At 40.9% G+C, this 18,833-nt stretch carries 13 protein-coding genes and 1 tRNA gene; 4 read left to right on the forward strand and 10 right to left on the reverse strand.

From position 1 onward, the window contains the following. Window positions 1-406 precede the first annotated feature (406 nt). Window positions 407-478 (reverse strand) — tRNA-Arg (locus NW213_RS08770). Window positions 479-708: 230 nt separating this feature from the next. On the opposite strand from NW213_RS08770, the gene asnA reads away from it, so the two are divergent. Both asnA and ung read left to right on the forward strand, forming a co-directional pair. After that, a complete protein-coding gene (asnA, locus tag NW213_RS08775) occupies window positions 709-1,749 on the forward strand; it encodes an aspartate--ammonia ligase (protein WP_154043959.1) in 1,041 nt (346 codons plus the stop codon). Window positions 1,750-1,888: 139 nt separating this feature from the next. After that, complete coding sequence (ung, locus tag NW213_RS08780) at window positions 1,889-2,551, forward strand: uracil-DNA glycosylase (RefSeq protein WP_258322515.1); 663 nt, start codon at window positions 1,889-1,891, stop codon at window positions 2,549-2,551. A gap of 7 nt (window positions 2,552-2,558) precedes the next feature. Here ung and NW213_RS08785 read toward each other — a convergent pair whose 3' ends face one another. Continuing rightward, window positions 2,559-5,315 (reverse strand): putative LPS assembly protein LptD, encoded by a 2,757-nt coding sequence (locus NW213_RS08785; RefSeq protein ID WP_258322516.1) that lies wholly within the window; start codon window positions 5,313-5,315, stop codon window positions 2,559-2,561. A gap of 101 nt (window positions 5,316-5,416) precedes the next feature. Then, a complete protein-coding gene (locus NW213_RS08790; RefSeq protein ID WP_154043962.1) occupies window positions 5,417-5,953 on the reverse strand; it encodes an HD domain-containing protein in 537 nt (178 codons plus the stop codon). 70 nt (window positions 5,954-6,023) lie between these two features. Between NW213_RS08790 and NW213_RS08795 the strand changes: the two genes are divergently transcribed. Continuing rightward, the gene (locus NW213_RS08795) at window positions 6,024-7,187 is read left to right on the forward strand and encodes a DUF1343 domain-containing protein (RefSeq protein ID WP_258322517.1); all 1,164 of its coding nucleotides are present in this window, start codon (window positions 6,024-6,026) and stop codon (window positions 7,185-7,187) included. A gap of 210 nt (window positions 7,188-7,397) precedes the next feature. On the opposite strand, the gene ffh is transcribed toward NW213_RS08795, so the two are convergent. Then, window positions 7,398-8,723, reverse strand: a complete 1,326-nt coding sequence (gene ffh, locus NW213_RS08800; protein ID WP_204393551.1) for a signal recognition particle protein — start codon at window positions 8,721-8,723, stop codon at window positions 7,398-7,400. 256 nt (window positions 8,724-8,979) lie between these two features. Next, window positions 8,980-10,302, reverse strand: a complete 1,323-nt coding sequence (locus NW213_RS08805; protein WP_258322518.1) for an MATE family efflux transporter — start codon at window positions 10,300-10,302, stop codon at window positions 8,980-8,982. A gap of 235 nt (window positions 10,303-10,537) precedes the next feature. On the opposite strand from NW213_RS08805, the gene NW213_RS08810 reads away from it, so the two are divergent. Next, entirely contained in the window at window positions 10,538-11,887 is a 1,350-nt protein-coding gene (locus NW213_RS08810; RefSeq protein WP_154043965.1) for an OmpP1/FadL family transporter, read from the forward strand. Window positions 11,888-11,975: 88 nt separating this feature from the next. Here the strand turns inward: NW213_RS08810 and NW213_RS08815 are convergent, their stop codons facing one another. The 5 genes from NW213_RS08815 to NW213_RS08835 form a co-directional block, all read right to left on the reverse strand. Beyond that, window positions 11,976-14,012, reverse strand: coding sequence for a M13 family metallopeptidase (locus NW213_RS08815; RefSeq protein ID WP_204393556.1), 2,037 nt, complete (start codon window positions 14,010-14,012; stop codon window positions 11,976-11,978). A gap of 14 nt (window positions 14,013-14,026) precedes the next feature. Next, on the reverse strand, window positions 14,027-15,976 hold the full coding sequence (locus tag NW213_RS08820; protein WP_235340632.1) for an ABC-F family ATP-binding cassette domain-containing protein: 1,950 nt from the start codon (window positions 15,974-15,976) through the stop codon (window positions 14,027-14,029). A gap of 368 nt (window positions 15,977-16,344) precedes the next feature. Then, window positions 16,345-17,616: an adenylosuccinate synthase gene (locus tag NW213_RS08825; RefSeq protein ID WP_154043968.1), complete on the reverse strand. Its 1,272-nt coding sequence runs from the start codon at window positions 17,614-17,616 to the stop codon at window positions 16,345-16,347. Between the two features lie 26 nt (window positions 17,617-17,642). Then, entirely contained in the window at window positions 17,643-18,101 is a 459-nt protein-coding gene (locus tag NW213_RS08830; RefSeq protein ID WP_154043969.1) for a Fur family transcriptional regulator, read from the reverse strand. Window positions 18,102-18,153: 52 nt separating this feature from the next. Then, a complete protein-coding gene (locus NW213_RS08835; RefSeq protein ID WP_154043970.1) occupies window positions 18,154-18,825 on the reverse strand; it encodes a DNA alkylation repair protein in 672 nt (223 codons plus the stop codon). Between the last annotated feature and the right edge of the window lie 8 nt (window positions 18,826-18,833).

Raw genomic sequence — 18,833 nt, forward strand, 5'->3', positions numbered from 1 at the left:
AATATAGCCATCATCATATCCCATTACCATAAAAAGAAGAAAAAAGAAAAGAGAAATTACCTTTTTCAGATAATCTTCTTTCTCATTGTTACATTAATAATCTACTTCTTCAAACTCATGCTAGGTTTCAAAACAATGTTTTTCCAAAGCCATTCTTAAGAAGTGTTTTTTCTATTCTCAAGTCTTTCCATTTTTTGTTCAGATTCTATTTTTGTATAAGGACATAAAATTGTGTTCTTGACAATTGAATATAGTGTGTTATATTAGATTGTGAATATAATTAATAATGATAAAAATGGAATAAATGGTAGGAGTGCTTTTACGAAAAACTGAATATTCTGGGGGGACCTGAGCAAAAAAGAAGCGACTAAGCCATTGAAATCCAACAGTTTAATCGCTCAAAATGTACGCCCATGGGGAGTCGAACCCCAATCGATGGAACCGGAATCCATTATTCTATCCATTGAACTATGGGCGCATTCTATTTTAATATTATGAAATCGGGTACAAAAATAATAAGTTTATCGGAATTAGGAAACAAAGTTCCATGTAAAATACTATCAATAAGAAGTAAAACCTACGCTTACGAATGACAATTATTCAATAATCTTACTCAATATATAAACTTTTTGATAACTTTTTCGTTATAATAATTGCATATTTACAAAATATACCTATCTTTGCCAACAAAACTAATAACACTAAATCATGAGTTACTTAATAAAACCTGCCAACTATAAGGCTCTGCTTGACATGAAACAGACAGAGCTTGGCATCAAACAAATAAAAGAATTTTTCCAACAGAACCTTTCGTCCGAGCTCAGACTACGCCGTGTCACCGCACCATTATTCGTACTGAAAGGAATGGGTATAAACGATGACCTTAACGGAGTGGAACGCGCTGTTTCTTTCCCTATCAAGGACTTGGGCGACCAACAGGCAGAAGTTGTACATTCACTTGCAAAATGGAAAAGAATGACACTGGCCGATTATAACATCGGTCCCGGATATGGTATCTATACCGACATGAATGCAATACGTGCAGATGAAGAATTGGGCAACCTCCATTCATTATATGTCGATCAGTGGGACTGGGAAAGGACTATCACACCGGAACAAAGGAATATAGATTTCCTGAAAAGCATAGTAACCAGAATATACTCTGCCATGCGACGCACCGAATATATGATATGCGAAATGTATCCGCAGATAAAATCTTTCCTTGCACACGACATACAGTTCATACATTCAGAAGAACTTTTACAAATGTATCCAGACAAGACTCCTAAAGAAAGGGAAAATCTGATTACGAAAAAATATGGTGCCGTATTCATTATAGGTATAGGATGCAAGCTTAGCAATGGCGAGCCTCATGACCTTCGTGCCCCTGACTATGACGATTATTCCACTATAGATCCGGCAACCGGACTGCCGGGACTCAACGGTGACCTTCTGGTATGGAACGAAGTGCTGGGACGTGCCATAGAGCTTTCGTCAATGGGTATCCGCGTTGACAAGGAAGCACTGTTACGCCAATTGGAACTTTCAGGAAAAGAGGACCGAAAGGAATTATATTTCCACAAAAGACTTCTGAACGGCTCACTGCCACTGAGCATCGGCGGTGGTATAGGACAGTCACGTCTGTGTATGCTATATCTGAAAAAGGCACATATAGGCGAAATACAAGCCAGCATATGGCCTGAAAGCATGAGAAAAGAATGTGAAGAACACGGCATGACACTTATTTAGGCAAATAGGCAAAAATAAATATATTTATCCAACGGAGTTCAGTGACCACGTTAAGTGGCAAACAGAACTCCGTTGTTTTTTTATTTATAAAATATTACCTTTGCGAATACAATAAAACAACTGAATATAAAAAACAACAATGAACGTACAGATAGAAGAATCATGGAAGGAAGCATTAATGCCGGAATTCTCGAAAGACTATTTTATACGGCTGACAGATTTCGTGAGAAAAGAATATCACGAAACTACCGTCTATCCGCCGGGAAAACTCATATTCAATGCTTTCAACTTGTGTCCTTTTGACAAGGTAAAGGTAGTAATTATCGGACAGGATCCTTATCATGGTCCCGGTCAGGCACATGGATTATGTTTCTCGGTAAATGACGGAATACAACCTCCGCCTTCACTAGTGAATATATTCAAGGAAATAAACAATGACCTTGGCAAACCAATCCCACAAAGTGGCAATCTTACCAAATGGGCAGAACAGGGCGTACTATTGCTCAATGCTACACTGACAGTACGTGCGCATCAGGCCGGCTCACACCAGAGAAGAGGATGGGAAGAATTTACAGACGCAGTCATCAGAAAACTGGCAGAAGAAAAAAGCAATCTTGTGTTCATCCTGTGGGGTGCTTATGCTCAGAAGAAAGGAGCATTCATTGACAGAAGCAAACATCTTGTCCTAACATCCGTTCACCCTTCGCCATTGTCGGCACACAGCGGTTTCTTCGGAAACCACCATTTCAGCCTTGCCAATGACTATCTTGTAAAAAACGGCAAGACAGCCATCGACTGGTAACAATGTATTAATACCAAGTAACCGCACTACCGGTATTGCTTCGCTGATCCCATTTAAGGGCATCAGTAAGCATGCTGGAGTTGGCGCGGATAGTAAAGTTATACGAAGTATAAGGTCCGAACACCAATCCGCAACTCATATTGAAACAGTGAAGGTCGCGGGTTATATTAAGCGTAGTCATTGACAATTCTTTTGTAGTGAAGTCATATCCGGTAGAATAATTCATATTCCAGCGGCTGCCAATCTTAAAGTTACCTGAGATATTAAGCGAATGTGTCAGTTTATACGGATATCTCATGGTTTTGATATTTATCTTCTTTTTGTCCGAATTATCTTCACGTATGCTATAGCTATAGCTTAAACTTACACTCCAAGGAAACTTAAATGCCATATATCCGTCAGGACTGATAGAAGCAGCCTCAGTCTTCCTCATATTCGAATTCTTCTGTTCCTGTTCTTCTGTCGTTTCTTCGTCATTCTCATCTTCACTGTCATTCTCGCCATCCTTCTTTCCGTCTTTTTCATCTTTCTTTCCGAACAGCTTCTTGAATGTGTCATTATTCAGAGTATAAGAGAACGAACCGCTATACCCCTGGAATCGTCCGAAACGTCCGTACGACCATTCTGTGCGGTCACCCACTACGACATTACCATTCTTATCGAACTCATAAGCATATGTAGCGAACGAAGCATTCATATTGAAAGTATAGTTCTTGGTAAGTTTCAAGCGTACGTTCATGCTCAAATCGCTCCATCTCTTGTTTGCCACATCATAAGACATTGACGCTCCCAACTGGTCAACAAGACTTATCTTCCTGTATCCGGTAGTATCACGATCCGATTTCATCTTCATTTCGATGTTATTGTCAACAGAGAATGAGATGTTCTGCGACATAGTCTTTCCCGGAGTACCGTATGTCATACCGTCATAGAGTGAATATTCCACGGTACGTACCTCTCCGTTTTCGTCGGTATAGGTATATGTGTCATAATATCCGAACCTCTTCGTTCCGAAGTTCGGCGTATAAGTATAGCTTACCGTAGGAGTAAACACATGACGTACCTGTATTTCCTTGCTCTTCATGAAAAGAGGCTTGTACATACCGTAAAGTTTGGTATTCATCTGTACGGACATGTTATAGTCATACACACGGTTAAATCCGTTTATTGTATCCTTACGTATATGATCCGAAGTATTCAGAGTCGGGTCATAACTCCTCTTTATCTTGTTAAGATACCATCTTTCAGTATAGTTGAACGACGGAACAATGTTTATGTACTTAAACAGGTTGAAGGTAGCCGATACCGGTATCTTGTGCTGAAATCCGTTTTTCCATTGTGTAAGAGGAGTCTTGAACAGAAGGTTGTCCTTTGTGTTTACACTGTTTGTCATGGCTCCTGTATATTGGAATGAAATCTTTTCATACCAACGCTCGTCACCTGCAGATTTCTTGCGCTTGAACGGATATATACGGTTCAATGAGATGTTCACGTCAGGCAACGTCATGTTAATAGACGAATCTCGTGTATTCTGAGTGATATTGAACGATCCGGAGATATTAAGACCTATTTCCGGAAAACTGCGTGAGTAACTGATACTTGAAGCCTTGGTATTCTGGGCATACTGCTGCGGATTATACAAACTGTTCAAGCTGGAACGGTCGTAACTACTTGTAGCAAAGTTCACACTTGCCGAGAACGAGCTGTTAGGGCTTGCCTTGGCATCCTGACGATGGCTCCACTGGATACGGAAGTCTTTCGATACGGAATAGTCCGGCATTCCCTTGTCACCTGTCTTGGTAACAATATAGCTTGCATTGAACGAACCGCTGAACTTATATCTCTTGTTATAGTTGGATGCAGCAGAAAGCCCCCACGAACCTTTTGTAAAGATTTCACCCAGAACCTTCAAGTCCATCTTGTCACTTATGGCAAAGTAGTAACCGCCATCACGAAGATAGAATCCACGGTTAAGCTCATCACCATAGCTAGGCATGATGAAACCTGATGAATAACTGCTGTTAAACGGGAAAAAACCAAAAGGAACAGCTATAGGCAAAGGAACATCTTCCACCACAAGATGGGCAGGTCCGAAAACCACATTTTTCTTCGGGCGTACTTTTGCCATAGACAATTGCAGATAGAAGTGAGGATGTTCGTGATTGTCACAGGTAGTATATCGGCCATGCTGCATATAGATTTCGTCTTCAGCACCTTTCTTTGCGTCACGGCTTGTCACGTATCCCTCTCCCTGCTGTGTCACGATACTGTTTATAAAACCTTTCTTGGTCTTGAAGTTATATCGCATTATCTTTGATTCGTATGGAGTCTCACCATCCTTGAATACTGGCAGACCGGACTCAACCCCAGCCGTATCCTTCACACCTCTGGCATATACAGTATTACTGTCCATGTTCATTGTGATAACAGCGGAAGTAAGTTCTATCTTCTGATAATTAACCTTTCCTGAACCGTAAAGATGAGCAAAACCTCCCTTTGTGAATACAATAGAATCGCTTGCTTCATATACCACAGGAGCGTCCAGGGCATCCTTATTTTTTGCCGTATCAGAAGCCAAAGAGTCCGATGATAGAGAATCAACAGAAAGGGAATCAATATTTAACGAATCGGTTTTTATTTCGGACGATACATTCCTACCCGAACGCCTTCCCCTAACCCTCTGCGCCTCAGCGTAGAAAGTGGAAACAAGACCGAGCAGAAACAATATTATAAATATGTATGTAGTTCTTTTAAACGATGTCATTATATATCTTTTTCGCGATAAGCGATACAAAAGTAAGCATTATCACTTAAATAACACTATAAGCAATTGGTTTTTAAAGTATTTTTACGACAAAATAAATATTACAAGAACATCTCGCACCACTTGTCAAACCTTACAAGTCCTTCTTCGCCATGCTTTTCTATACTCTTGCGGGCTTTTTCCAACGACTTTTCATTATCAAGTTTTGTCTTTGAGAAAAACTTGTCGGCAAAACATATAATCTGCTCTTCCAGGCTTACAGGAAGCATATCCCTATGCGGAACAGGAAGGTCACGCTCAACGATAGCTTTCAACGACAGACCGGCACCGGTATGACGCTCGCACACCAATGCATGACGTGGATATCCTTCCTTTCGTACAAGATCGGCACCCAGATAACCATGACATATATACGGATAAGTGCCGTAACAATATATACTGTCGGCATCTGTAAGGAATATACCTATATCATGAAGCATTGCAGCCTCTTCTATAAACTGCATGTCCAGATTCAGCTCCGGATGCTTACGTGCCATCTCCAGAGCCTTGTCTGCCACCGAACGGCTGTGTTTCAAAAGAATCTTTTTAAGTTCGTTATCTTCGGGATAATATTTATCAATCAGTGCTATTGGGTTCATAACTGGAAACTTATTATATTTGCATTATTATAATTCGATTTACAAAACTAATAAATAATATCGTCCAATCATGAAATATCTCGTTATTTTACTATTAATTTCTTTCTCCGGCATATGTGGAGCTGCAAACATACAGAACGGAGCCGACCAAATAGAGACACTGATATCTTTAATCAATAATAAAAGAATTGCCCTTGTGGCAAACCAGACTTCGCTTATCGGCAGTACTCACCTGCTTGACACATTATGCTCCTTAGGTCAAAGACCTGTGGCTCTGTTTGCGCCTGAACACGGCTTAAGAGGTAAGGCCGATGCCGGAGAGACAGTGAAGGACGGCAAGGACGTAAAAACCGGAACTCCCATTATTTCTCTGTATGGAAAAAACAAGAAACCATCTGCCACAGCGCTGGCTGACATTGATATGATAGTGTTCGACATTCAGGATGTAGGAGCAAGATTCTACACATACATAAGTACTTTATATTATGTGATGCAGGCTTGTGCCGAAAACGGTAAGGAACTTGTAGTGCTCGACCGCCCTAATCCTTGCGACTATGTTGACGGACCTATCCTGAAAAAGGAATACAAAAGTTTTGTAGGAATGTTGCCTATCCCTGTGCTGCACGGATGTACAATGGGAGAACTGGCAGGAATGATTAACGGCGAAGGATGGCTTGGCAGCAATATGAAGTGTAATTACTCAGTAATAAAGATAAAAGGATGGAAACATGGTGACCCATATTCACTTCCGGTGAAACCCTCCCCTAACCTGCCAAACGACCAGTCCATTGCCCTTTATGCATCTCTGTGTCTGTTCGAGGCTACATCAGTAAGTGTAGGACGCGGAACATATTTCCCTTTCCAGGTGATAGGTTCGCCATTATTGCCAAAAGACAAGTATCCCTTTTCATTCACACCGAAAGCTTTGGAAGGTTTCGACAAAAATCCTTTGCACAAGAACACTGAATGTCATGGCATCGACCTGAGAAATACTGACGCAAAACAACTGAACGGATTTTCATTGAAATATGTCATCGAAATGTACAATGAATTCAAGAAAATGAACAAATCCGAATCATTCCTTACACGCCCCAAATGGTTCGATCTGCTGATGGGAACCAATCAGGTAAGACTGGATATGCTAAATGGTAAATCGGAAAAAGAGATACGTTCTGCATGGCTTGAAGACCTGAACAAGTACAAGGAAATGCGTAAAAAATATATGCTATATTAAGCGTGCGCACGTTCGACCTAAAACGGGCGTCCATTTTAATCAAAACGGGCGTCCATTTTACCTTAAACGTGCGCACGTTTTTTCCGGGTATAAAATATGCCGTATAATCATTAAAAGCAACACATAAAAAATCGGGCTAAATACCGTTTAAACAGTATTCAAACACTATTTAAACGGTATTTAGCCCGATTTATATTCTAAAACGAAGTATTATTTCTTCTTCAGCTTCTGCATCATGCCTGCCATCTTGCTGCCAGTAACCATCTTCATCATCTTACGAGTCTGGTCGAACTGCTTGAGAAGGCGGTTAACTTCCTGAATGTTTGTACCACTACCTTTTGCGATACGCATACGGCGCGAACCGTTCAGGATTTCAGGATGAGTACGTTCTTCAGGTGTCATAGAATAGATGATTGCCTCAATGCTCTTAAAGGCATTGTCGTCAATATCAATATCCTTGATAGCCTTACCCACACCAGGAATCATGGAAGCAAGTTCCTTGATGTTACCCATCTTCTTGATCTGGTTTATCTGTGTAAGGAAGTCATTAAAGTCGAACTGGTTCTTCTGGATTTTCTTCTGAAGACGTTTAGCTTCTTCTTCGTCGTACTGTTCCTGCGCACGTTCAACGAGTGATACGATATCACCCATACCGAGGATACGGTCTGCCATACGTGCAGGATGGAACAAATCGATTGCATCAAGCTTTTCGCCTGTACCTACAAACTTGATAGGCTTGTTAACTACAGTACGGATAGAAAGTGCGGCACCACCACGTGTATCACCATCCAGCTTAGTAAGAACTACACCATTGAAGTCAAGGCGTTCATTGAACTCGCGTGCTGTGTTTACAGCATCCTGACCTGTCATTGAATCAACGACAAACAGTGTTTCATCAGGATTGATAGCTTTCTTGATAGCCTCAATCTCGTTCATCATCTGTTCGTCGATAGCAAGACGACCGGCTGTATCGACAATCACCAGGTCATAACCTTTAGCTTTTGCTTCATGGATAGCATTCAATGCAATCTGTACAGGATCTTTGCTGTCCGGTTCAGAATAAACAGGAACTTCAATCTGCTGTCCAAGCACCTTCAGCTGTTCGATGGCTGCAGGACGGTAAACGTCGCAGGCTACCAACAGAGGCTTACGGTTTTTCTTGGTTTTCAGCATACGTGCCAACTTTCCTGAGAAAGTAGTCTTACCTGAACCTTGGAGACCTGACATAAGTATCACTGCAGGGCGTCCTTTAAGTTCAAGTTCAGCTGTTTCACCACCCATCAGTTTGGTAAGTTCGTCATGAACAATCTTAACCATCAACTGACTTGGCTTAACTGCAGTAAGCACGTTCTGTCCCAAGGCTTTCTCCTTTACTGTATCTGTAAAGTTTTTCGCAACCTTATAGTTCACGTCGGCATCAAGCAAAGCACGACGTACATCTTTCAGAGTCTCGGCAACATTGATTTCGGTGATTTTACCTTCACCTTTCAATATCTTAAACGACCTCTCAAGTCTTTCACTTAAATTATCGAACATATATTATTTTGATTTTTCTTAATTTCTTCTATTTCAACGGGGTGCAAAAATACATAAAAAAACTTAGAGCCCGTTTTAATTTTCCATAAAAAAGAGTTTATAACCCATTTTTCGCTTTGTTTTGAGTTTCTTTTTGGTCTATTTCCCGGCTTTCAATCGGCGCATAGCCCGCTATGCTTCTCACTAAAGCCGAAAAATATCCTCAAAAATAAATATCAAAACAACAGTGTGCAAAATTAAAACAGGCTCTTTAACCTCAAATCTTTTTATTCTGCCATTTAGCTTTTTTCAAATATATAAGACTAAAAGTCAGCATCAACACATAATATATTATCTCTGTGGTAAAACATATCTCGACAGGCTGACGGAGAACCATACCAACCACAACTACATAAAGAGCATAGAATATTTGGATACCGACTTCTACTCCTAGAGCAGCCTGAGTATTGCCCGTACCAGATATTCCGTTGAAATAAATATTTGCCAATGCAGCTATAAGCATTGATGCACAGACAACATAAAGTGCCGGTATAGACTCGGCTACAAGACCGGAATCACTCGTATAGATAGAGAGAATCGGATCAGGGAATATTACTGTAAGCGCAACACATACCACCATTATGAGAAATGAAATGCCTGCAATGCGGTGAAGCAGAGCTATAACCTTGTCAGTTCCTCCCGCACCTATCAGATTACTAACCAACGTATTGGCGGTAGTGGCCAATGCCTGAACCGGAATGAGCAACACTATATACACACTTCTTACGATATTGGCTATAGCCAGTTCTCTTTGTCCCAAACGCTCAAGGGCCATAAAAAACACAAACCATATTGCCATAGCAAGGAAATATTGCACCATAGTAAATGACGATATTTGCAATATCCTGCCTACCATACAGAAATCCATTCCTAAAGAACGTCTGAAACCGTATTTTCTAAGATCAATTCTGCAATATGTATATATCAGGAAGAATACCAGTGATGACGCTTCTGCTATAACGGAAGCCAAAGCTGCACCTCTGACACCCATCTCAGGCAATCCCAATTCACCGAACACCAGACCATAGTCGAGTACTACATTCACGAGTGCCATCACAACGGAACTGAGAGTCAAGACTTTCGTATTGGTGATTCCTATATAAAAAGCCCTGAACATTACATTGAGAAAAGCAAAAAGAAATCCCCATATACGCCATGTAAAAAACTGATATGTAGCCTCGTATATAGTATCGGAAGTTATAAGCATACGTATCAGCGGACCGGCAAAAATATACATAACCACAGCAAGTACTACAGCCATAAGGAAGCTGAACATACTGCCCTGCATCATGACGGGACCGACATCACGGTAGTTTCCTTCGCCGTTGCGGCGCGCTATCAATATCTGCGAACCTATACTGAAACCGAATGCCACTGTATAGACACAGATATATAGGAGTCCTCCCATTGCGGCAGCTCCCAAAGCCACTTCACCTACATGTCCGAGGAAAGCAGTATCTGTAACATTGATAATATTTTGGGCAAGCAGCCCGAGAAGTATAGGATAAGTAACGCACCAGATTTCTTTATTGGAATACATAGTCATACACGATGTTTATTCTATATTATAAATATGCAGCAAAGATACGAAAAGAACTCTTCAATACATAATTTCATATAATATTATATATGTATTCCCGATGGCTGAAAGATGATTTTGTTTCACTTAAAACTATTTCATTCACACCAATATTATTGCATTACAATCAAAAAGACTTGTATATACCAAACAAAAGCGCTACCTTTGCAGCTTCATAACCAATTTTTAAAGCTAAATGAATAAATTTTTATTATTAGGCGCAACGGCGCTTATCGTTTCAAACACAACTTTCGCAGGAGATTATCTGACTAACACAAACCAACATGCGGCATTTTTGAGAATGGCAGCACGTGGAGCGTCAATAGATGTTGACGGAGTTTACAGTAATCCTGCAGGTCTTTCTTTCCTGAAAGAAGATGGCTTCCATCTTTCTCTGACAGGACAGAGTGCATATCAGACTAGGGAAATAAGCGCTACATCAGGATTGTGGACACTCGACGGACAAAGTACAACACAAAATTATAAGGGAACCGCATCGGCACCTATAATTCCTTCGTTTCATGGTCTATACAAAAAAGGTGACTGGACTGTTTCTGCAGCATTTGCAATAACAGGAGGTGGAGGTAAGGCATCGTTCAGCAACGGACTTCCTATGTTCAACGCACTTGCCACCGGATTGATACAGCAAAAGACTCAGGGCTTGGTTAAACCTTCAATGTATGACATAAACTCTGCCATGGACGGAAAACAATACATCTATGGCGTCCAGCTTGGTTTCAGCTATAAGATAAACGACTGGCTGTCTGTATATGCAGGTGGCAGAATGAACTATATGACCGGAGGATATGAAGGTTATCTCAACGCATCACTCACAGAACAATATGCAGCCATGGCTCCTGCTTTGGGACTTCAGGACGCAACCATAGCGGATATCAATCTGAAATGTGACCAAAAGGGATGGGGAATAACTCCTATTCTAGGTGCTGACTTCAAGCTCAACAAACTTAACATCGGCTTGAAATATGAATTTAAGGCAAACCTAAACATTGAAAATGTTTCAAGCAAGATGGAACTGATTAATGTAGATGAAGCATACCTGGCAGACTACAAAGAAGGAGTAAATACGCCAAGCGACATTCCTTCAATGCTTTCAGTTGCAGCCGGATATGAGTTCTTACCTAATCTGCGTGCTTCGGTAGAATACCATTTCTTTGATGACAAGCATGCAGGAATGGCTTCGGACAGACAGAAAACACTTAATCATGGTACACACGAATATTTGGCCGGTATAGAATGGGATGTAATGAAATATATTACTGTCAGCGGTGGCTTCCAGAAAACCAACTACGGACTCAGTGATGATTTCCAGACAGACACAAGCTTCTACTGCGATTCTTATTCATTAGGTTTCGGAGCCAGAATCTATCTGAGCAAGTCACTGAATATGGATATCGCCTACTTCTGGACAAACTATAGTGACTATACAAAAGAGTCTGACAATTATTACAATACAGGCACTAAAGGAACAAATATCTATAGCCGTACCAACAAGGTGTTTGGCCTCAGCTTGAACTATAATTTCTGATAACTTTTTACTTAAAAAACAAAAGCCGTTTGTAGATGCAAATCCAACTACAAACGGCTTATTTTTTATCTTAATTCTTCAATAAGAATTACCAAACTCTACAACGGTTTTCAGGTGCAAGATACATTGAATCTTTTTCAGTGATACCGAATGCTTCGTACCATGCATCAACATGTGGAAGAGCACCGTTCACACGCCATTCGCCAAGTGAGTGAGGATCTGACTTAGTACGTGAGCGGATTTCCTCTTCGCGGATATTACCGGCCCAAAGTGTAGCGTATGCGATGAAGAAACGCTGGTCAGCAGTAAATCCGTCTTCTTCAGGAAGAGGGTTGTTCTTTGTTGCATTCTTATAAGCAAGATAAGAAACATTCAAACCTCCGTGGTCTGCTATGTTTTCACCCAAAGTCAACTGTCCGTTGGCCTTCAATCCCGGGAGGACTTCAATGTTGTTGAAGAAGTCAACCATTACTTTTGTACGTTCATTGAAACGGTCACCGTCACCTTCAGCCCACCAGTCTTTCAAGTTACCGTCCTTGTCATACTGACGTCCCTGATCATCGAATCCGTGTGTCATTTCATGACCGATTACAACACCGATAGCACCATAGTTGAAAGCATCGTCAGCATTCATGTCAAAGAACGGATACTGAAGAATTGCGGCAGGGAAACAGATTTCGTTAGTCTGAGGATTGTAATATGCATTTACAGTCTGAGGACTCATCAACCATTCATCCTTGTCAACAGGTTTTCCGATACGGCTGAACATATCTTTTGTGCCCCACTGTGCAGCACGGCATACATTTGCCCAGTATGAATCTTTCTCGATGTTAAGATCTGAATAGTCTTTCCATTTGTCAGGATAACCTACTTTTACGTGGAATGTAGAAAGTTTCTCCATAGCTCTTACCTTAGTGCTGTCGCTCATCCATTCCTGTGCCTGGATACGTTCGCCAAGAGCAGACTGAAGATTCTTAACCAATGCCACCATACGTTCTTTGGCAGCTGCCGGGAAATATTTCTCTACATACATCTGACCTACTATTTCGCCCAACATTCCGTTAACGGCATTAACTGCACGTTTCCAACGTGGCTGGTTTGCCTGACGGCCAGACAATACCTTACCGTAGAAATCAAATCTTGCAGCTACGAAATCATCGCTCAGATAATTTGCTGCAGCATCAAGAAGATTGTACTGCAGATAAGAGATATGACGTGAAAGAGGCAAAGTATTGATAAGATTTTCCACTTCCTTGATAGGCTCAATCTGCTCTACGTTGAGTTCTGTCACACCTTCTACTCCCAAAGCCTTGAGATAAGCATCCCAATCTATTCCAGGGAAAGTCTTCTTCAAGTCATCGTATGACATTTTATGATAGTTGGCTTCAGGATTACGACGTTCTACTGCGCTGTAAGAAGCCTTTGCAATAGCTGTTTCAACTTCCATCACATCAGCCATTTTCTGTTTAGCCTCATCTTCTGAGAAACCAGCCAATGTGAAAAGCTTAGTGATATACAGTTTGTACTGTTCACGGATAGCGGTTGTACTTTCGTCTGTATCAAGATAGTATTCCTTTTCTCCAAGGTTAATACCTCCCTGGGCAATCTGGAAGATATTCAAAGTACTGTTCTTTGGGTCACCATATACATAGTTGCTGAAATATGTACCAATACCGTTGTTGAACATTTCAGCCTTAACCTGCATAATCTGGTTCTTGTCAGATATTGCAGCTATTCTGTCAAGCATAGGTTTGATTGGAGCTATACCATCAGCATTAAGCTTTACGCTGTCCATTGCCAGATTATACAAGTCTCCGATTTTCTGTCCCTGGCTTCCAGCCTGATTTTCCTTTGAAGCAAATCCTTCGATCATTTCTTTCAACTGCTTCTGGTTGTCTTCCATAAGCATTTCGAATGCTCCATAGCGTGAGTATTCAGCTGTAAGCGGATGTGAATCATTAAAACCGCCACAAGCAAAACGGAAGAAATCATTTCCCGGAACTGCTGTTGTGTCAAGGTTGGCAAGGTTTATTCCTGTGCTCACCTTTGCTTCCTTCTGGCCTGCACATCCGGACAGTGCGGCTACAGCCAATGCTGCAAAAGCAATACAATGTTTAGTTTTCATAAATTAATATTTAGTTATAGTTCTGTTTTAAGTTCATCTATTTCCATCAGTGCCGTCTCCCACTCTTCCTCAATCTGGGAAATCTGGTTTTTCAAATCCTGATGCTGTTCATAGAGTTTCATGTCGGATGCTCCCTCAGGAGTAGCCATCTTTTCTTCCAGTTGCGATATTTGAGTTTCTATTTTGGAAATTCTGTCTTCACAGTCGGCAGCCTGTTTTTCCAGTTTTCTGATTTTCTTGTTCAGTTCCTTTTGGGCTTCGTAAGAAAGCTTGCTTTCCGACTGTGCCGGTTGTTGCACTTCTTTTTTTTGCGAAGAAGCTGTAGGCGACTGCGACAGATGAAGTTCATTCAGACTTTCCATTTTCTTTTTCTGAAGGAAATCGTATATACCTCCGATATGCTCTTTCACTACTCCACCACCAAACTCATATACCTTGGTTACAAGTCCATCAAGGAACTCACGGTCGTGGGATACAACAATCACCGTTCCGTCAAACTCTTTGATAGCCTCTTTCAAGACATCTTTGGAACGCATATCCAAATGGTTGGTAGGCTCGTCCAGGATAAGGAAGTTCACTGGTTCAAGCAGAAGCTTTATCATTGCCAGACGGCTGCGTTCTCCTCCTGAAAGGACTTTCACCTTCTTTTCTGAAGCCTCACCTCCGAACATGAAAGCCCCAAGAATATCACGTATCTTCAGACGGATATCACCTTTTGCCACACGGTCTATTGTGTCGAATACTGTTACATTCTCATCGAGGAGCTGTGCCTGATTCTGTGCGAAATATCCTATCTGTACGTTATGTCCTATCACAAGTTTTCCCTCGTACGGAATCTGATCCATGATACACTTGACAAGTGTAGATTTACCTTCACCGTTCTTTCCTACGAAAGCAACCTTCTCACCCCTGTTTATTGTAAGTGTGACATCATGGAACACAACGTGGTCACCGTATGCCTTCTTTACATTCTCGCATATCACAGGATAGTTTCCTGAACGGATAGCAGGCGGGAATTTCAGTCGCAAAGAAGAAGTATCCTCATCGTCTATCTCAATAGGAACAATCTTTTCAAGCTGTTTTATACGGCTCTGCACCTGAACAGCCTTTGTGGCCTTGTATCTGAAACGTTCGATGAACTCTTCTGTATCCTTTATTTCCTTCTGCTGGTTTTCGTATGCACGAAGCTGCTGCTCGCGGCGTTCCTTACGCAAAACCACAAACTCGTCGTACGGAACCTTATAATCATATATATGTCCGCATGATATTTCTATAGTTCTATTCGTAACATTATTGATAAAGGCACGGTCGTGGCTGACAAGTACCACAGCTCCGGGACTCATCTTCAGGAAGTTTTCAAGCCACTGGATACTCTCTATGTCAAGATGGTTGGTAGGCTCGTCGAGCAAAAGAACGTCAGGACGACGCAACAAGAGTTTTGCAAGTTCTATACGCATTCTCCAGCCACCGCTGAATTCGGATGTAGGTCTGTCAAAATCGCTTCTTGAGAATCCCAATCCTGTAAGCGTACGTTCTATCTCCGCCTTATAGTTTGTTCCGCCCATCATCATGAACCTCTCGTTCTCGTGAGTGAAACGGTCTATCAGTTCGTGATAACTCTCAGAATCGTAGTCTGTTCTGTCTGCCAGTTCCTGATTCATTCTGGAGATACTGTCCTGCAATTCAAAAATATGCTCGAAGGCCATTTCAGCCTCAGCCATAACAGTTCTGGTATCACTCAGTATCATTACCTGAGGCAGATACCCTATAGTAACTCCACGCTGAACCGCCACTACTCCATCAGTAGGTGATTGCAGGCCTGCAAGAATCTTTAGCATGGTAGATTTACCGGCTCCATTCTTACCGACAAGTGCTATACGGTCCTTCTTATTTATCACGTATGATACATCCTCAAACAGAGGAGTAACTCCAAACTCAACTTTTAATCCTTCTACTGAAATCATTCTCTACATATTGATTTACAAAGTGTCGGCAAAGTTAGTATTTTTACATTAAATAGGAATTATCGGTTAACAAGATTTTGTAATGAAAGCCAAAAATAAGAGACGCCCTCAATCACAGAGAACGCCTCCCAACTGAAGGATTAAATTTAAGAGAGAGATAGTAATTAATAATTTGTTTCCACAAATATATATTAAAATAAACAATTGCAAAAATTTAAAGCTTAATTCTTTCAAAATAAAAGCAAATAGATATCATCCACAAATATTTATTCAGTAAATAAACACTTTTGCTTACGGAAAAACAAAAGCTGCTGATTTTCATTCAAACTATGAAAACCAGCAGCCAAATGTATTATAATCCAGAAAGATTATTCTTCAGTATATCTTTCAATTGTTTGTGCACGGTCTGGACCTACAGAAACAATCTTGATTGGAGTACCAAGTTGTTCTTCAAGGAATGAGATGTAAGCATTGAATTCTTCAGGGAATTCATCTTCGCTAGTCATCTTAGTCATATCAGTCTTCCATCCCGGCATTTCTACGTAAACAGGTTCTACACCTTCGTTGATATCGAATGGGAAGTAATCTATTTCCTCGCCGTTTACCTTATAAGCAACACAAGCCTTGATTGTTTCGAAACCGTCAAGAACGTCGCTCTTCATAAGAATAAGCTTAGTAACACCGTTAATCATGATAGAGTAACGCAAAGCTACAAGGTCAACCCATCCGCAACGGCGTTCACGACCTGTAACAGCTCCGTATTCATGACCAAGGTCACGGATTTTCTTTCCTGTTTCATCGAACAACTCAGTCGGGAAAGGACCTGAACCAACACGTGTACAGTAAGCTTTCATGATACCGTAAACCTCGCCTATTTTGTTAGGGCCAAGACCAAGACCTGTACAAGCACCCGCACAAATAGTATTTGAAGAAGTTACGAAAGGATAAGAACCGAAGTCAACGTCAAGCATTGTTCCCTGAGCACCTTCGCAAAGAACGCTCTTACCTTCTTTAAGAAGATTGTTTATTTCGTGTTCGCTATCTACAAGATTGAACTGACGGAGATATTCGATACCTTCCATCCACTGTTTTTCAAGTTCAGTGATATCATATTCATAGTTCAAACTTTTCAAGATCTGTTCGTGACGAGCTTTTGCAGCGGCGTATTTAGCTTCGAAGTTATTCAATATGTCACCTACACGCAAACCGTTACGGCTGACTTTATCTGTATATGTAGGACCGATACCCTTACCGGTAGTACCAACTTTTGAAGCTCCCTTTGCTGCTTCGTATGCTGCATCCAGAATACGGTGTGTAGGCAATATAAGATGTGCTTTCTTAGAAATGTGCAAACGTTCCTTCAAAGGATGTCCGCTTGCCTCAAGAGCCTCTGCCTCTGCCTTGAACAATGCCGGGTCAAGCACTACACCATTACCGATAATATTTACTTTGTCACCCTGGAAAATTCCTGACGGAATAGAACGGAGAACATATTTCTGTCCTTCGAATTCCAAAGTATGACCTGCGTTAGGACCACCCTGAAAACGCGCAACTACATCATAACGTGGAGTCAAAACATCGACAACTTTACCTTTACCTTCGTCGCCCCACTGTAAACCTAACAAGACATCTACTTTCATGATTGTTATATTTATTAAAATAGTTTTTATTTATTCTTTTTTCGTTTGGAAACACATTTACTGCACAGTCCGTATATATACAACGAATAATGCGTAGGTTGGAAACCTTTCAATTTACTCTGAACTACAGCCTGCTTCAGATTTTCGTCTTCAAATTCCGAAACCTTTCCGCAAGAAGTACAAATCATATGATGATGGGTTTCATTATTATACGAACGTTCATATTGCGAAGTATTACCGAATTGGTGTTTTATAACCAGACCGGCATCTATCAGAAGAATAATAGTATTATAAAGAGTGGCACGGCTGACACGGAACTTTTCTTTCTCTTCCATATACTGAAGCAAGGTTTCTATATTGAAATGTCCCTTTATGGAATATATGGAATCAAGTATAGCATAACGCTCGGGCGTCTTACGATGTCCGTTCTTCTGTAGGTACTCTGTAAGCACCTGTTTTACCGTATCTTTTATCTTGTCTGCCATTAAAAAATATCTTCAGCCGTCAAAGTTAATATAATTTACTCAATCCAAGAAACTATTGACAATATTCTATATCATATTTTATTTCATCGATATAAAGTTTCAGTTCCGGATTGGCTGTTTTGCTTAAAAGGCCCAACTGTCTGCCCACCATTTTGGCATTCTCTTTTGACTGTGTGGCAAATTTCTTCAGCGCTGTGGCAGCAGCCTTTTTCACCATAGGTTCTCCACCTTCGATTTCAGTGAATGCCTGATCCAAAAACTCTGCCTCGGCACGTTCGTTCAACTTCATGCCCTTCATAAGAAGGCGAGTCATCAGCATATATCCGCAGAACTGGAAATAAATACGTTCGTCGGCAATCCATTTGAACACTACATCCGAAGCATAATCCACATGCTGCAATATATTCATAACGGTATATTCTGCCAATTCAGGATATTTCATGTCCTCAATCCATATTTCAGCTATATCCTTATAGAAAGAATCAACCGGCTGCAGAAGTGTAGCCATTATTTTGCACTCACGGATATTCTCTTTCCACAAAGCCTGAGCCAGTTCGTGATTTTTTTCATATCCTGCAGCAATTTCCTTGATACGGGAATATTCGATACCGAAATTCAGTTTGTAGTCCATACCCTTTTCGCGCATACTTTGCGAAATTACGCCATTCATATACAAACGGAACTTCGATTTTATATCTTTTATAATTTCTTGTACGTCGTTCATGATATAAA

Source organism: Bacteroides sp. ET336 (assembly GCF_024733815.1).
GTDB classification, from domain to species: domain Bacteria; phylum Bacteroidota; class Bacteroidia; order Bacteroidales; family Bacteroidaceae; genus Phocaeicola; species Phocaeicola cellulolyticus.

What these genes read in the sequence shown, in the direction of transcription:
- asnA (WP_154043959.1), top strand. Translation starts at nt 709, where the DNA reads ATGAGTTACTTAATAAAACCTGCCAACTATAAGGCTCTGCTTGACATG.
- ung (WP_258322515.1), top strand. Translation starts at nt 1,889, where the DNA reads ATGAACGTACAGATAGAAGAATCATGGAAGGAAGCATTAATGCCGGAA.
- NW213_RS08785 (WP_258322516.1), bottom strand. Translation starts at nt 5,315, where the DNA reads ATGACATCGTTTAAAAGAACTACATACATATTTATAATATTGTTTCTG.
- NW213_RS08790 (WP_154043962.1), bottom strand. Translation starts at nt 5,953, where the DNA reads ATGAACCCAATAGCACTGATTGATAAATATTATCCCGAAGATAACGAA.
- NW213_RS08795 (WP_258322517.1), top strand. Translation starts at nt 6,024, where the DNA reads ATGAAATATCTCGTTATTTTACTATTAATTTCTTTCTCCGGCATATGT.
- ffh (WP_204393551.1), bottom strand. Translation starts at nt 8,723, where the DNA reads ATGTTCGATAATTTAAGTGAAAGACTTGAGAGGTCGTTTAAGATATTG.
- NW213_RS08805 (WP_258322518.1), bottom strand. Translation starts at nt 10,302, where the DNA reads ATGTATTCCAATAAAGAAATCTGGTGCGTTACTTATCCTATACTTCTC.
- NW213_RS08810 (WP_154043965.1), top strand. Translation starts at nt 10,538, where the DNA reads ATGAATAAATTTTTATTATTAGGCGCAACGGCGCTTATCGTTTCAAAC.
- NW213_RS08815 (WP_204393556.1), bottom strand. Translation starts at nt 14,012, where the DNA reads ATGAAAACTAAACATTGTATTGCTTTTGCAGCATTGGCTGTAGCCGCA.
- NW213_RS08820 (WP_235340632.1), bottom strand. Translation starts at nt 15,976, where the DNA reads ATGATTTCAGTAGAAGGATTAAAAGTTGAGTTTGGAGTTACTCCTCTG.
- NW213_RS08825 (WP_154043968.1), bottom strand. Translation starts at nt 17,616, where the DNA reads ATGAAAGTAGATGTCTTGTTAGGTTTACAGTGGGGCGACGAAGGTAAA.
- NW213_RS08830 (WP_154043969.1), bottom strand. Translation starts at nt 18,101, where the DNA reads ATGGCAGACAAGATAAAAGATACGGTAAAACAGGTGCTTACAGAGTAC.
- NW213_RS08835 (WP_154043970.1), bottom strand. Translation starts at nt 18,825, where the DNA reads ATGAACGACGTACAAGAAATTATAAAAGATATAAAATCGAAGTTCCGT.